Below are 14,891 nucleotides of genomic sequence, written 5' to 3' on the forward strand. Positions count from 1 at the left end.
TCCCCCGGGGCGGGTGGGCGGATCGTGGCTGATCTAATGTCGTCATAGTGACGATAATCAGGGCGTGTGTCGCTCGTCAACGGGACGAATACCGGCCGCGGTCGGTTGCGTCGGCGCCCGGGGAAAGTCCCGCCAGGCCCAAAGTCCCACCGCGCCGGGACCATCGGCCGGACCGGCGGCCCCAGATGTGGTGATACCCATCGGAACGGGTACGCGTTCCGCTGTCCGCCAAGACGCGCGCACCCCGCGCAGACCGTGCGCCCGAGCCGTGGAGGAACACGTGAACACCGCAGTCGAGACCGCCAAGCCGTCGGTCCCCGGCCCCGCAGGCGCCTCCCCGGGCCTGGTGGTCGTCGGCACCGACGGATCCGAGCCGGGCATGCGCGCGGTCATGCGGGCCGCGGCGGAGGCGGTACGGCGCGGCGCGGCGCTCCGGATCGTGCACGCGGTCCGCGTCCCCACCGCCGCGCCCCCGCACCCGAAGGGCTCCGCCGAGGGCCGCGCGGTCCCCGAGCCCCCGGCCCAGCAGGCCGCCGCCCGCCTCGTGGAGGCCGCCGCGGCGCGCGTCCTGCACCGGCACCCGGACCTCTCGGTGGACGGCGACGTCGGCGTCGGCCTGCCCGGCGACGTCCTCCTCGAAGCGGCCGCCGAAGCCGAGTTGATGGTCGTCTCGTCCCGCGGCCGCGGCGGATTCGCGGACCTGCTGCTCGGGTCCGTCGCCCGCTTCCTCGCCGCCCGCACCCCCTGCCCGCTCCTCATCGTCCGCGGCGAGCACGGCGACCCGAGCGAGGACGGCGACCTCGTCCTCGACGGCGACAAGGTCGTCGTCGGCATCCAGGGCGAGGGCGACGCACCGACCGCGCGGGCGGCCTTCGCCGAGGCCCGCCGCTGGGGCCTCCCGGTCGCCGCGGTCCACGCATTCGCCTGGCCCGGCTACATCGGCCTCACCGGCCCCAGCCCCGAGGACCTCAAGGCGGTCACCGAGGCCCACGCCGTCTGCCTCGACAGCGCCCTCGACCCGGTACGCGGCCTCTACCCGGACGTCCTCGGCACCGAGCAGGCCGTCCTCGGCGACGCCGCCGGCACCCTCGTCGAGGCAACCGCCGACGCGGCCGTCACCGTGGTGGGCGTCCGCCACCGCAACGGCCTGCTCCGCCACTGGGTGGGCCACGTGGCCCACACCGTGATCGAACACGCCCACAGCCCCGTCCTCATCGTCCCCCTCGCCTGAACCCATGGGGTGACGCGGGCGCCGGGCAGGTGACCGCGGACGCCGGCACGCGCCTGGTCGTCGCCACCGAACGCCCGCTGCCAGGCAAAAACCGCCGACCACCACGCGTGGCGGGCGCGAATCGCAACGAGGCGCGGGCCTGCGACCGCCTGTTCCGCGACCGCGCGGCCGTTCGCCGCCCGCCGCTTCAATCAGTGATTGAAAAGTTGGCCGAAGCGTGCTGTCATGGCGGGCCATGGGCACCTCCGGCAGGATCTCCGGCGCTGGTGGTCGTGAACGCGTTGCGAACGGCGCCACGGCCGCCACTCGGGCACGTCTGTTGGCCGAGGCGGAGCGGTTGTTCATGGCGCAGGGGTACGAGAAGGTCTCCGTGCGGGCGGTCAATGCCGCGGCGGGGATGAATCCCGCGGCGGTGCACTACCACTTCGGGTCCAAGGAGGCCCTGGTGGTCGCGCTGCTCCAGCAGCGGTTGGGACCGTTGTGGGCGGACGGGCTGGACGCGCTCACCGCGCGCCGGGCCGCCGGGTGGGTGCCGGAGGCCGTGGAGCTCGCGGAGATCATCGTCCGGCCGTTCGACCGGCTTGTGCGGACGCCCGACGGGCCCATGCTGCTGCACCTGCTTGCGCGTGTGGTGCTCGCCAACGACAAACTCCCTTGGAACGAGCAGTGGTTCGGCCATCGACCGTGGCGCGAGCTGCTGCATCTGATGCGTCCGGACCTCGATGCGGCGGCCGTGCGCGACCGCTGGCGGCTGGCGTTCGCGCTGCTGCTCCAGACGTACGGCGAACCCCTCGCACCCGCCGACCGCCTCGGCGCCGTCCCACCGCCGGACGCGCGCCAGGTCGTCGCCTTCATCGCCGCGGGACTCGACGCGCCCGACCCGGCCGCCGCCGACGGTGCCGACACCGGCGCCGCCCAAGACCCGTCCATCGAACCCGACCCCGCCCCCGAAGGGTGAACGCCGTGACCACGCCCATCGACACCCCCGCCGTGCCGGACGTCTTCGCGCCCGCCAAGCTCGGCCCGCTGACCCTGCGCAACCGCATCATCAAGGCCGCCACGTTCGAGGGCGTCACCCCCGACGCACTCGTCACCGACGCGCTGATCGACTACCACGTCAAGCCCGCGGCGGGCGGCATCGGCATGACCACCGTCGCGTACTGCGCCGTCGCGCCGGAGGGCCGCACCGACCGGCACCAGATATGGATGCGCCCCGAGGCCGTGCCCGGGCTGCGCCGACTGACGGACGCCGTGCACGCGCAGGGCGCCGCGGTGTCGGCGCAGATCGGCCATGCCGGCCCGGTCGCCAACGCCAAGTCGAACCGGCTGCCGGCGCTCGCGCCCGGGAAGCTGTTCAGTCCCATCAGCATGAAGTCCAGCAAGGCCGCGACGGAAGAAGACATCCGCCGCGTCACCGAGGCGCACGCCAACGCCGCCCGCACCGCGATCGAAGCCGGGTTCGACGCCGTCGAAATCCACCTGGGGCACAACTACTTCGCGAGCGCGTTCCTCAGCCCCAAGCTGAACCGCCGCAAGGACGAGTACGGCGGCTCGCTGGAGAACCGCGCCAAGGTCGCCCGCGGCGTGGTGCGCGCGGTGCGCGACGCGGTCGGCGACCGCATCGCGGTGACCGCGAAGCTCAACATGGCGGACGGCGTGCCGGGCGGCATCTGGCTCACCGAGAGCCTCCAGACCGCCAAGTGGCTGGAGGAGGACGGCGGCCTCGACGCCCTCGAACTCACCGCCGGAAGCTCGCTGTTGAACCCGATGTACCTGTTCCGCGGCGACGCGCCGATCCCCGAGTTCGCGGCGACCTTCCCGCAGCCGACGCAGCTCGGCATCAAGCTGATGGGCAAGAAGTTCCTGATCGCGTACCCGTACCAGGAGGCCTTCCTGCTCGAGTACGCCCGGCAGTTCCGTGCCGAGATGAAGCTGCCGCTGATCCTCCTGGGCGGCATCACCAACCGCGAGACGATGGACCTCGCGATGGCCGAGGGCTTCGAGTTCGTGGCCATGGGCCGCGCCATCCTGCGCGAGCCCGACCTGATCAACCGGATCGCCGCCGACGAGTCCCGGCGGGCCGTCAAGTCCCTTTGCATCCACTGCAACAAGTGCATGCCGACCATCTACAGCGGTACGCGCTGCGTCGTGATCGACCCGGAACCGCCGCGCACCTGAAGCGCGTTAGTCTCGCCTCTTCGGGACCGACGGTCCCGAACGCCGCCGGGGGGCGGCCTCACCGGGAGGGACTGCGCCATGTCGAGGACGCCACGGGGGAGTTCACGCCGACGGGTACGAGTGGCCGAGGCCGTCGCGGCCGCCGCACTGTTCGGCGTGTTCGGCCTCACCGGCTGCGGAGGCAGCAGCGCCGACGAATTCCTGCGCGACAACGCGGATGACGCGGCCGCGACTTCCGCCTCCGGCGAGGACGGAGCGAAGGGCGGAGGCAATGACGGCGACAACGGCGCCGCGGACGGCGGCGGCAACCCGGGCGGCTCGCAACCCAAGGGCTCCGGCAGCCCCGACGGCGGCAGCTCCGGCGAAGACACCGACCGCGGCCCGGACTTGGACCCGGACTCCGACTCCGATGCGGACTCCGGGTCCGAGGACGGCGCCTCCGGCGGGACCATAACCGACGACGCCGTACCCGACCCGTCCATCTCGTCGCCGATCGAAGGCGTGGTCGGCTACCAGGTCGAACGCACCCACGAGTCCGGGCACATCGTGTACGACGTCACGCCGCCGGTCGGCGGCACCCACAACCCGCGCTGGCTCAACTGCGGCATCTACCGCACCGAGCAGGACGCGTCCACGGCCGTGCACGCGATGGAGCACGGCGCCGTGTGGGTGACCTACCGGCCGGACCTGCCGAAGGACCAGGTGGCGACGCTGGAATCGGCGCTCGGCGGCACGTTCGTCCTGCTGACGCCGTACGCCGGCCTCCCGGCCCCGGTCGTCGCCAGCGCGTGGGGCGTGCAACTGCGCCTGGATTCACCCTCCGACCCCCGCCTCGCCCAATTCGTCGACATGTACCGCGTAGGCCCCCAAACCCCCGAACCGGGCGCCGCCTGCACGGGCGGCCTCGGAAAACCGATCAACTGACTGGCCGGGTACGCGGCGGATGGCATCCATGCCTTTCGGACTCCGGCCTACGAACGTACTTGCGGAGAAGCAGGAGGCGCATTGTGCTGGGCGGTACTCGGTCGGGTGGTGACACGTCCGGTGAACTGTCGCCGTTCGATGTGGCATCGATACACCGACAAATCGCTATAGCGCAGAGCTCTTGGGCGCCAGGACTGCAACGCGGCGTCGACGCGGCCGTGTTCTTCGAGCGCGTTGTGGGGCCCTGGGCGGGACACTCCGAGGGCGCGGCCCAGGCCGTCGAACGTGTGGCCCGACGTGGTCTGCCGCTGGACGGCCTGCACTTGCACCAGGCCGGTCGCAGCATGGCCTTCGTGGCCATGACCTCGGTCGGACCGGTTGTCGTGCAGATCCCCGGCGAGCACTATCGCTCCTCGGGGCCGGTCCTCGCCCCGCAGGAGATCTTGACGACGCCGGACGCGCTTCGGGTGGTCAACGCACAACGTCCTGGCCTGACGGCCCCGCTCTTGTACGCCCAGGACGAGCGACTGATCGTCACCGGATACGTCGGGGGCGTGCACGCCGCCGACTCCTTCCGCGGAACCAACGTCGATCATGTGGTCCGCTCCCACCTTCTGGAGGAACTTCCCGCGGCTCTCGCTCAGTTGCTGACCATCGAGGTCCCCGAGGAGGCCCGAAGACACAACCGCGTCGATTCTGTCGCGTCGATGCTCGACCGGGCCGCCGAGGTCCGAGCCGTCCGCTATCCGGCCGGGGGACCGCGTCTTGCCGAGTTCGGTCTCACCGAACGCGTCTTCAGCGAACTGCGCGACACCGCCGTGCAGTTCGTCGAGCGCCCTCGCGGTGTACTCCATAACGACATCCACTACGCCAATGTGCTTGTGCAGTACGACGTTCGAAGGAACTTCGAACGCATCAGACTCCTGGACCTCCAGGGATTGTCCGAAGGCGACCCTGTGCTGGATGTCGCCACGGCGGGGGTGAAACTCGGCGGCTCACCCGAGGAGATGGCCAGGTTCACCGAACGCTGGCAGGTCGAGGCCGGTCCGGCGAGGACCGCCGGCGCCGAGAGGGACCTGCCCGCCGCGATGGCGGCGTTCGGAGCGGCGCAGGCATCGGTCGCCGTTCCCGCCGCGGACCAGCAGATACGGACAGCCGCGCAACGCGACCGATCCTCGGTGGACCAGGTGATCCAGTCGAATGCCACCTTCGTCACCAACCTCCTTGGCCCGGTCCAGGCTTTCCTAGGCCGTAGCCCCCTGAGCCAGGAGCAGGTCGAACGCCGCCTGGAGAAGGCGGTTCCGCGCAACCGCTCGGCCACGGCGTCACGTGGATTCCACTCGGTCAAGGACGTGCAGCCCCTCAAGGAACACGAGTCGGCCGCGATACGGGAGACCGCATCGGCATCCACACCCGCGTACGTCGTCGCGGCGAAGCGGGCCATCGAGAAGTCGCTGTACCCGCGCTAGTTCGTCGGGTGAGCTGCCCGCCAACGGCACTTCCGAGGTCGTCTGCGCTGCGTGCGGATGCGCCAATGCATGTCAAGCCGCACGAGCGAGGTTGCCACGCCGACCGCCTCGACCACGTCGTCCCGGCTCTTCGGGGCGCCGGTGGCGCTGGACGGGCGGTGGCGGCGCAGGCGTCGGGGGTCGGTGTTGCCCTTCGTGTGCTGGCTCTTGCGGTCGGGGCGGTCCACCTCGAAGGCGGTGGCTCCGGCGGCAGTCAGCACCCGGGCGAGCTCGGCGCCGTAGAGTCCGGTTCCCCTCCACGCCGACGGCGGCGAGGGTGCCGTGGGCCGTGTCCGTGCCGGCGGGTCGCGGCAATCGCGGCGGGTGGACAAGACAATGACGGGGCTTCTCGACCAGGCTCCAACGAGGTCGCAGAGGCTCGTCCTCGCGTGCGCGGCGACGCCCGCGGTGGGCCGACAGATCCCGAACCAAACGATCGCAACTTCGGTCAGGCCAAGAGTCGGAACCACCGGCAGCGTCACCACGTCACGCCCTCACTGTCAGACCAGGTACCGCGTGAGCGACTCGATGATGCACGCCGGCTTGGTCTCGCCCTCGATCTCGATGGTGATCTTGATCGTCACCTGGATGCCGCCGGGGATGTCGCTCACCGCGGCGATCTCCGCCCCGCCCCGGACCCGCTGGTTCACCCGCACCGGGTTGGGGAAGCGGATCTTGTCGACGCCGTAGTTCACGCCCATCGAGATGTTCTGCACCTCGACGATCTGCGGCAGGAAGAGGTTGGACAGCGACAGCGTCAGGTACCCGTGCGCGATCGGCGCGCCGAAGGGGCCCTCCGTGGCCTTCTCGACGTCCACGTGGATCCACTGGTGGTCCCCGGTCGCGTCCGCGAACAGGTTGATGCGGTCCTGGGTCACCTCCAGCCAGTCGCTGTAGCCGAGGTGCTTGCCCAGCGCGTCCTTGATCTGCTGAAGATCGGTGAACGTCGTGACGGCCATGAATTCTCCCTGGTGAACGGTCTCCGGCACCCCTTGTATAGCAAGCACCGCGCATCTGACGGTCCGCCAGGTGGCGCTTGTCATACGGGAATCCGCGCCACCCGCCCGGCGCCGCAACCGCCCGGCGCCCGTACCTCCACACCCTCGGAGGAGCAGCCCCGGAACGCCCGCACTCCGCCGCCGCACGCGTCCGATCACTTTCGGTCGTCGGCGACCGATGAGTTTCGGTGGCACGCCCGGTCTGCATAGGTGGGCCGGGATTCACCGCGGCCCGTGACTTGCCGCGTCCCGCCCGGGCCGCGCACAGGTGTGCCACCCGTGCGCCGGTCCGCGGTCGGCCGCGGTCTCGGCGGGAAGTCGGCGGAAGGGGTACGACGGTGAAAGTGCGTGTCGTCGCGGGGGCGGTCGTCGTGGAGATCGGCGCGCTGGTACGCGCCGATGTCCCGGGGCTGTGCGCGCGTGTGGACGAAATGCTGGTCCAGGTGCCGGGCGCCCGCCTGGTGTGCGACGTCGGGGCGGACTGCCGGGCCGATCTCGCGCTGGTCGACGCGCTGGCCCGGCTGCGCCTGGCGGCGCGGCGACGGGGTCGGGCGTACCAGATCCGGGACGCCCCGCCCGCGCTGACCGACCTGCTCGGCCTGGTCGGCCTGCGCGGCGCGGTCCCGGTCGCCGGCACCGCGCCGCCGCCGCGACCCGCGGGACCGCCGCGGACGTCGCACGGCGCGGCGATCAGGGCGGCCCCCGAAACCACGTCAAAGGCTCCGACGCCGGCCTGCCCCGACCGGGCCGCCCTACGACTCCAACCGGTCCGGCAGCCCGAACAGCGGGAACAGGTGGTCGGTGTCGAGGAACGAGTTGAGCCCGACGATCCGTCCGTCTGAGATCTCGATGACCTGGAGCGCCCACGGCTCGTGCAGTCCGGGCCCGGCCGGACGGTACTGGCCGAACGCGGGGGTGCCGTTGGCGGCGACCACCGGGATCATGCGCGAACCGCGGCAGCCGTTGCCGACGCCGAGCATCCACGCCCGGACCTCGTCGGCGCCGCGCAGCCACAGCTCGAACGGCGGCATCGACAGCGTGACGTCCTCGTGCAGGAGGGAGGCGAGCGCGTCGAGGTCGTAGCTCTCGAACGCCTTGACGTACTTGGCCAGCAGCTCGCGCTGCGCCTCGTCGTCGGGCTCCTCCAGGTCGGTCGACGCGACGTCGACCGAGGCGAGGGTCGCCCGTGCGCGCTGGAGGGCGCTGTTCACGGAGGCGACCGAGGTGTCGAGCAGCTCGGCGACCTCGGTCGCCTGCCACGCCAGCACCTCGCGCAGGATCAGGACGGCCCGCTGCCGGGCCGGCAGGTGGTGGAGCGCGGCGACGAACGCCAGGCGCACCGAGTCTCGCGACACCACCACATCGGCCGGGTCACCGCCGACCAGCACCTTGTGGTCGGGTGTCGGGGCGAGCCAGGTGTTCTCCGGATGCGTCGTCAGCGTGGGGTTCTGGGCGGAGCCGACCGTCGTGAAGTCGGTCGGGCGCGCCTTGCGCTCCTTGCCGTTGAGCATGTCGAGGCACACGTTGGTCGCGATGCGGTACAGCCACGACCGGAGGGCCGAACGGCCCTCGAACCGGTCGTACGCGCGCCACGCACGCACCATCGTGTCCTGGACCGCATCCTCGGCCTCAAACGGCGAACCGAGCATGCGGTAGCAGTAACCGGTCAGCTCCACCCGGTGCTTTTCGAGTGCGAGTTCCAGTGTCGCGGTTCCGTCGGCGTCGATCACACCTTGGAGCTTAGGACGACGCACCGACAAACGGCCCCCGGATGTGCGAATGGCAACCAGGGACCGCTCCCGCGGCGACGCAGCGCCACCGTTTCAACCCGTTCCGCTACGCGGTGCGCTCCTCCTCCGGCACCGGCGCCCACACAACCCCGTTGATGTGGCTGCCGCCGCCGACGAACAGGGTGTTGCCGGTGACGTACCGGGAGTCGTCGGAGGCGAGGAAGAGGGCCACACCGCCGATGTCGTCCTCGGGGTCGCCCATGCGGCCCATGGGGTTGCGGGACTCGGCCTCGGCGGCGCCGGTGGGGTTGATCTTGGCGTAGGCGGCGAAGGCCTCCGTCTTGGCGCCGGGACAGATGACGTTGGCGCGGATCTGGTGGGGCGCCCACTCGCGGGCCGCGGTGCGGGTCAGCGCACGCAGGGCCTCTTTGGCGATGTTGTACTCGGCGGTGAACTGGTGGGCGTTCACGCCGTTGAGGGAGCAGATGTTGACGATGCTGCCGCCACCCGCGTCGCGCATGTGGGGGAACGCCTCGCGCATCGTCCACCAACCGGACCACAGGCCCATGTGCAGTCCGTGGTCCAGCAGTTCGTCGGTCTTGTTCTCCAGGCGGTTGATGCGGCCGCCGCCCCAGGCGTTGTTGACCAGGACGTCGATGCGCCCCCACCGGTCGACCGCCGCGGTGACCAGGCCGGTGGCCTGCGCCTTGTCCGTGACGTCGGCCGGTACGACGAGGACGTCGGCGCCGAAGTCCTTCCTGATCTCCTCGGCCGCGGTCTCGGCGGCCTCGGGCCGTATGTCGTTCACGAGGATCCGCGCGCCCTCCGCGGCCATTTTGCGCGCGATGCCGCGCCCGATCCCGGCCCCCGAACCGGTGATGACCGCGACCCTCTCCCGCAGCCGTCCCATTGACCCGCCTCCCGGTGCAGCAAGTGTCTGACGCAGCAAGTATTTGACTTAGTTAAGTTCCTATGACGCTGCGTCAAGATCCGCAAGTACCTTGGGGCGCTGTTTGCGCGGGACGCATGGCCGCGGGGCGCCATACCTTACTATCTTTAGCAAGATAGAACCGCTCGCGAGAGCCCGTCAGACGGGAACCGGGACCCACATGCGTCAGCGGCAGATGCGCCAGCCCAGGCTGGCCGAGATGGTCTCCGACGATCTGCGCGAGGAGATCCTCGCCGGACGCCTGCGCCAGGGCGAGAGCCTGCCCCGGCAGGAGGACCTGATGGCGCGCTTCAACGTGAGCGGCCCATCGGTTCGCGAGGCGCTGCGGATCCTGGAGACCGAGGGCCTGGTGACGGTGCGCCGGGGCAACGTCGGCGGCGGGACGGTGCACCTGCCGACCTCGGCCCGCGTCGCGTACACCCTCGCCCTCGTCCTGGAGGCGGAGCAGGCGCCGCTCGCGGACCTCGGCTCGGCGGTCATCGAACTGGAGCCGATCTGCGCCGCGCTGTGCGCGCAACGTCCGGACCGCGCCGACTCGGTCGTCCCGGCGCTGCGCGAAGTGCTCGCCGAGCAGCGGGAGATGACCGGGGACGCACCCGCGTTCAACGAGGCCGCGCGGCGGTTCCACGAGGTGCTGGTGGCCGGTTGCGGCAACGCCACGCTGTCGCTCGTGGTCGGCGGCCTGGAGCAGGTGTGGTCGCGGCACGAGGAGGAGTGGGTGCGCGAGGCGTCGGCGGCCGGGTCGCAGCCCGCGGCCGAGGCGTTCGACGCGGGCCTGCGAGACCACGAGAAGCTTGTCGACGCCATCGAGGCGGGCGACGCTGCCCGCGCGTCCAGGATCGCCGGACGGCACCTGGACGCGACGCAGCGCTACACGGGACGCGAGGACGCGGCCCGCAGAGTGCGGTCCCGACTCGTGCGCTGACGCGCGCCGTTCGTCGGGCCGCCCGAACTGGAGGCGGATATGCGCGAGGCGGTCATATGCGAGCCACTGCGGACACCGGTGGGACGGTACGGAGGGGCGTTCCGCGACGTCTCCGCCGCCGAGCTGGGCGCCACCGTGGCACGCGAACTGGTGCGCCGCACAGGTCTGCCGCCCGAGCAGGTCGACGACGTCCTGCTGGGCCAGTGCTACCCCAACGGCGAAGCGCCCGCGATCGGCCGGGTCGTGGCCCTCGACGCGGGCCTGCCGGTGGAGGTGACGGGCCTTCAGATAGACCGGCGCTGCGGCTCGGGGCTGCAAGCGGTGCTGTACGCCGCCATGCAGGTGGCCGCCGGGGCGAGCGACCGCGTGCTCGCGGGCGGCGTGGAGAGCATGAGCCAGACCGCGTTCTACTCCACGCAGATGCGCTGGGGCGCGCGCGGCGACGGCATCGCGCTGCACGACGGGTTGGCCCGGGGCCGCGTCACCGCCGGGGGCCGCAACTTCCCGGTGCCGGGCGGAATGCTGGAGACCGCGGAGAATCTGCGACGCGAGTACGGAATCGGCCGCGCGGAGCAGGACGAACTCGCGTACAACTCGCACATGCGTGCCGTCGCCGCGCAGAAGTCCGGGGCGTTCGCGCACGAGATCGTGCCGGTCACGGTGCCCGGCGGCCGCAAGGGCGACGTCGTGGTCGACGCCGACGAGCACCCGCGCGCCGACACGACCCCCGAAACCCTGGCCCGCCTTAGGCCGGTGATGGGGCGTCAGGACCCGGAGGCGACGGTCACCGCGGGCAACGCCAGTGGGCAGAACGACGGCGCCTCGCTGTGCCTGGTGACCCACCGCGACGAGGCCGAGCGGCTCGGAATACGCCCGTACGCCCGCCTCGTCGCGTGGGCGGTGGCCGGCGTACCGCCCGCGACGATGGGCATCGGTCCGGTGCCCGCGACCGCGAAGGCGCTGGAGCGCGCCGGCCTGACGCTCGCGGACATCGATCTGATCGAGCTGAACGAGGCGTTCGCCCCGCAGGTCCTCGCGTGCACGCGCGAATGGGGCTTCGGGGCCGCCGACTTCGAGCGGCTGAACGTCAACGGGTCCGGCATCTCGCTCGGCCACCCGGTCGGCGCCACCGGAGGCCGGATCCTGGCCACACTGCTGCACGAGATGCGACGGCGTGACGCCCGGTACGGGTTGGAGACGATGTGCATCGGGGGCGGGCAGGGGCTGACGGCGGTGTTCGAGCTGTTGTAGCGGCCCGGCTGGATCCTTCGCGTTGAGGCGCTCCGCGCTCTCGCGCCCCGACAGCGCGACCGGATCCTGCGCGCCCGGGTAGCGCGATCGGATCCTGCGCGGCCGCGCGCTCGGATCCTGTGCGCCCCGACAGCGCGCGCCCGGATCCGCCACGTCCTGATCTTTCGCGCCGAGCTCTCCCGCATCTGGATCATTCGCGCCGCACGCGCGAGGATGCGCCCGCACGACTCGGCATGTGCACCGTACATATGCTCCGCACGACCGGCACCCGCAAGGAGACATCCATGGACCCGACGCCTCGTCAGGTACGGTTCTCGGCCCGCGAGTACGGGAGCCGCAACCGGCAGGGCGGCCCCCTCGACGTGGTCGCCGACCGCTGGGACCCGGCCGGCGCCCCGGCCGGGACCGTCCTGCTCCTGCACGGCGGCGGCCAGGCCCGTGGCTCGTGGACCCGTTCCGCGGCCGCGCTCGCCGCGCACGGATGGACCGCACTGGCCCTGGACCAGCGCGGCCACGGCGACAGCGACTGGGCCGCGGACGGCGACTACACGATCGACGCCTTCGTCGCCGACGCCCGTGCGGTGGCCGCCGCGGTCACCGCCGAGCAGGGCCGCCCGCCGGTCCTGGTCGGCGCGTCGCTCGGCGGCTGGGTGTCGCTGATCGCCGAGGGCGAGGCACCGGGCAACGCGCGCGGCCTGGTGCTGGTCGACATCACGCACCGGACGGAGCGTCAGGGCGTGGACCGCATCCGCGAGTTCATGCTCGCGCACCGGGCCGGGTTCGCCTCGCTGGACGACGTCGCCGACGCCCTGCACGGCTACCAGCCGGACCGGCCCCGGCCCACCGACCCCGCCAAGCTGGCCCGCAACGTACGCAGGCACCCCGACGGCCGCTGGTACTGGCACTGGGACCCGGCCTTCATGGGCAGCTTCGGCACCGAGGGCGGGCGTGGCCCCGAGGTCACGCCCGAACGCCTCGCGGACGCCGCCCGGAAGGTCGCCGTGCCCACGCTCATCGTCCGCGGCCGCCAGTCCGACGTGGTGAGCGTCGAGGCGGTACGCGAAATGCTCGCGCTGATACCGGGCTCCACGTTCGCCGACGTCGCGGACGCCGGGCACATGGTCGTCGGCGACGACAACGACGTGTTCACCGGTGCGCTGGCCGGACTCCTCGACTCCGTGGCCGCCCTGGGCTAGCATCGGCCGCGCTCTTCTATTCTTATAAAGATAGAGATCTAAGGCCCCTGGAGGCAGTCGTGCGCAAGGACGACCTGATCCTCGTCAGCGTGGACGACCACATCTGTGAGCCGGCCACGATGTTCGACGCCCACGTCCCCGACCGCTACCGAGACCGGGCGCCGCGCGTCGTCGTGCGCGAGGACGGCGTCCAGCAGTGGATGTACGGCAACGCGCGAGGCCGCGACCTCGGACTCAACGCCGTCGCGGGCAAACCGCCGGAAATGTTCAACATCGACGCCAGCCGCTACGACGAGATGCGCCCCGGCTGCTACGACGTCCACGAGCGTGTGCGCGACATGAGCGCGGGCGGGCAGCTCGCGGGGCTGAACTTCCCCAACTTCACCGGCTTTTCGGGGCAGGTGCTGTGGCAGGGGCCGGACCGCACGGTCAACGAGGTGATGATCCGCGCGTACAACGACTGGCACGCGGACGAGTGGTGCGGGGCGTACCCGGACCGCTTCATCCCGTGCGGCATCCTGCCGCTGTACGACGTGGAGCACGCCGTCGCGGAGCTGCGCAGGCTCGCGGCCAAGGGCGTGCACGCGGTGACGTTCTCGGAGAACCCCGAGGCGCTGCAACTGCCCAGCATCCACACCCGCTACTGGGACCCGCTCTTCGCGGCGGCGTGCGACGAGGGCACCGTGCTGTGCCTGCACGTGGGTTCGTCCTCGCGCCGGGCGCCCTCGTCGTCGGACGCGCCCGCGAGCGTGAACATGACGCTGTCGTCCACGATGTCGACGTTCTCGCTCGTCGAGCTGATCTGGGCGGACCTGTGGGAGCGCTTCCCGGACCTGCGTTTCTCGCTCACCGAGGGCGACATCGGGTGGATCCCGTACTTCCTGTGGCGTGCCGAGCACGTGCAGCGGCGGCACTCCGGCTGGACGAAGGCGACCTTCCCGGATGGGCTTTCCGGTCCCGCCGACGTCTTCCGCAAGCACATGCTGTGCTGCTTCATCAGCGACGCGGTCGGCGTGGACCTGCTGCACCATTTCAACACCGACAACGTGTGCTGGGAGTCGGACTACCCGCATTCCGACAGCAGTTGGCCGCACGCTCCCGAGGAGCTGGAGACGCTGTTCGCGGACCTTCCGGACGAACTCGTCGACCGCATCACGCACGGCAACGCGATGCGGCACTACCAGTTCGACCCGTTCGCCACCCGGCCGCGCGAACGCTGCACGGTCGCCGCGCTGCGGGCCGAGGCGCAGGACGTGGACACCGTCACGCACGTGGGGCGCCGCGCGGACGATCGGGACCTGGCGAGCTGGAGCCGACTCACCACCGCCCGGCCGGCACCGCCGACGGCCTCGTAGACCCGCCCCCGGCTCGGACGCCTGACCGACCGAGGGACGCAACAGGTACAGCAGGTAAGACAGTTCGACGGTTCGACAAGGAGCGGCACGTGAGCAACACCGACAACGCGGCGACCCCCGCGACTCCCGCCATCCGCACCGGCGCACGGCTGCGCAGCCAGGTCTGCACGACCGAGGTCATCGTGGTACGCCCGCCGGCGGGCGGCGTCGACCTCACGTGCGGCGGACGCCCGATGCTGGCCATCGACGCCGAGGTCCCCGAAGGGCTGGCTCCGGAAAAGGAGTTGGCCGACGGCGCGCTGCTCGGCAAGCGCTACACCCTCGCGGCGGACGAGACGTTCGAGGTCCTGGTGACCAAGGCGGGGGCGGGCACACTTGCCGACGGCAGCGAGCCGCTGGTGCTGAAGGAGGCGAAGGCGCTTCCGGCCAGCGACTGATCGGAACCACGTGCCTGGAGCAGGCGACCAGACCGGTCCACCAGCGCCGGACTCTGTTCACCGGCACCGGACACTGTTCACCAGCACCAGCACCAGCACCAGCACCAGCACCAGCAGCACCAGCACCAGCACCGTTCACTGGCGCCGGACATCGGAGCGTGCCACCGGACCGTACGCGCCGCCGGGGGGTGCGTACGCGAAGGGCGGGG

Annotated in this window: 15 protein-coding genes; 11 read left to right on the forward strand and 4 right to left on the reverse strand. The window is 71.5% G+C overall.

Going from position 1 to position 14,891, the window contains the following annotated elements:
- Window positions 1–280: 280 nt before the first annotated feature.
- From ACRX5S_RS29755 to ACRX5S_RS29775, 5 genes are all read left to right on the forward strand, one after another.
- Window positions 281–1,231, forward strand: coding sequence for a universal stress protein (locus ACRX5S_RS29755; protein ID WP_436776242.1), 951 nt, complete (start codon window positions 281–283; stop codon window positions 1,229–1,231).
- Window positions 1,232–1,466: 235 nt separating this feature from the next.
- On the forward strand, window positions 1,467–2,189 hold the full coding sequence (locus ACRX5S_RS29760; protein WP_436776243.1) for a TetR/AcrR family transcriptional regulator: 723 nt from the start codon (window positions 1,467–1,469) through the stop codon (window positions 2,187–2,189).
- On the forward strand, window positions 2,186–3,409 hold the full coding sequence (locus tag ACRX5S_RS29765) for an NADH:flavin oxidoreductase (RefSeq protein ID WP_436776244.1): 1,224 nt from the start codon (window positions 2,186–2,188) through the stop codon (window positions 3,407–3,409). Before ACRX5S_RS29760 ends, ACRX5S_RS29765 begins: the two co-directional genes overlap by 4 nt.
- 78 nt (window positions 3,410–3,487) lie before the next feature.
- The gene (locus ACRX5S_RS29770; protein ID WP_436776245.1) at window positions 3,488–4,333 is read left to right on the forward strand and encodes a DUF3105 domain-containing protein; all 846 of its coding nucleotides are present in this window, start codon (window positions 3,488–3,490) and stop codon (window positions 4,331–4,333) included.
- 287 nt (window positions 4,334–4,620) lie between these two features.
- Window positions 4,621–5,802, forward strand: a complete 1,182-nt coding sequence (locus ACRX5S_RS29775; protein ID WP_436776246.1) for a phosphotransferase — start codon at window positions 4,621–4,623, stop codon at window positions 5,800–5,802.
- Here ACRX5S_RS29775 and ACRX5S_RS29780 read toward each other — a convergent pair.
- Both ACRX5S_RS29780 and ACRX5S_RS29785 read right to left on the reverse strand, forming a co-directional pair.
- Window positions 5,799–6,062, reverse strand: a complete 264-nt coding sequence (locus ACRX5S_RS29780) for a hypothetical protein (RefSeq protein WP_436776247.1) — start codon at window positions 6,060–6,062, stop codon at window positions 5,799–5,801. The two genes, ACRX5S_RS29775 and ACRX5S_RS29780, sit on opposite strands and share 4 nt — an antisense overlap.
- Window positions 6,063–6,341: 279 nt before the next feature.
- Entirely contained in the window at window positions 6,342–6,800 is a 459-nt protein-coding gene (locus ACRX5S_RS29785) for a MaoC family dehydratase (protein WP_436776248.1), read from the reverse strand.
- Window positions 6,801–7,177: 377 nt separating this feature from the next.
- Here ACRX5S_RS29785 and ACRX5S_RS29790 point away from each other — a divergent pair, with 377 nt between their 5' ends.
- On the forward strand, window positions 7,178–7,681 hold the full coding sequence (locus ACRX5S_RS29790; RefSeq protein WP_436776249.1) for an STAS domain-containing protein: 504 nt from the start codon (window positions 7,178–7,180) through the stop codon (window positions 7,679–7,681).
- Here ACRX5S_RS29790 and ACRX5S_RS29795 read toward each other — a convergent pair.
- Window positions 7,592–8,569 (reverse strand): sigma-70 family RNA polymerase sigma factor, encoded by a 978-nt coding sequence (locus ACRX5S_RS29795; protein WP_436776250.1) that lies wholly within the window; start codon window positions 8,567–8,569, stop codon window positions 7,592–7,594. The genes ACRX5S_RS29790 and ACRX5S_RS29795 overlap by 90 nt on opposite strands.
- Window positions 8,570–8,675: 106 nt before the next feature.
- The gene (locus ACRX5S_RS29800) at window positions 8,676–9,479 is read right to left on the reverse strand and encodes an SDR family NAD(P)-dependent oxidoreductase (protein ID WP_436776251.1); all 804 of its coding nucleotides are present in this window, start codon (window positions 9,477–9,479) and stop codon (window positions 8,676–8,678) included.
- 199 nt (window positions 9,480–9,678) lie between these two features.
- Between ACRX5S_RS29800 and ACRX5S_RS29805 the strand changes: the two genes are divergently transcribed.
- The 5 genes from ACRX5S_RS29805 (at window position 9,679) to ACRX5S_RS29825 (ending at window position 14,682) form a co-directional block, all read left to right on the forward strand.
- Complete coding sequence (locus ACRX5S_RS29805; RefSeq protein ID WP_436776252.1) at window positions 9,679–10,443, forward strand: FadR/GntR family transcriptional regulator; 765 nt, start codon at window positions 9,679–9,681, stop codon at window positions 10,441–10,443.
- 39 nt (window positions 10,444–10,482) lie between these two features.
- Complete coding sequence (locus ACRX5S_RS29810) at window positions 10,483–11,694, forward strand: acetyl-CoA C-acetyltransferase (RefSeq protein ID WP_436776253.1); 1,212 nt, start codon at window positions 10,483–10,485, stop codon at window positions 11,692–11,694.
- 284 nt (window positions 11,695–11,978) lie between these two features.
- Window positions 11,979–12,890, forward strand: coding sequence for an alpha/beta fold hydrolase (locus ACRX5S_RS29815; protein ID WP_436776254.1), 912 nt, complete (start codon window positions 11,979–11,981; stop codon window positions 12,888–12,890).
- A 59-nt stretch (window positions 12,891–12,949) separates the two neighbouring features.
- Complete coding sequence (locus ACRX5S_RS29820; protein ID WP_436776255.1) at window positions 12,950–14,245, forward strand: amidohydrolase family protein; 1,296 nt, start codon at window positions 12,950–12,952, stop codon at window positions 14,243–14,245.
- Window positions 14,246–14,334: 89 nt separating this feature from the next.
- The gene (locus ACRX5S_RS29825; protein ID WP_436776256.1) at window positions 14,335–14,682 is read left to right on the forward strand and encodes a hypothetical protein; all 348 of its coding nucleotides are present in this window, start codon (window positions 14,335–14,337) and stop codon (window positions 14,680–14,682) included.
- Window positions 14,683–14,891 lie beyond the last annotated feature (209 nt).

Source organism: Yinghuangia sp. YIM S09857 (assembly GCF_051388915.1).
Classification (GTDB): Bacteria; Actinomycetota; Actinomycetes; order Streptomycetales; family Streptomycetaceae; genus Yinghuangia.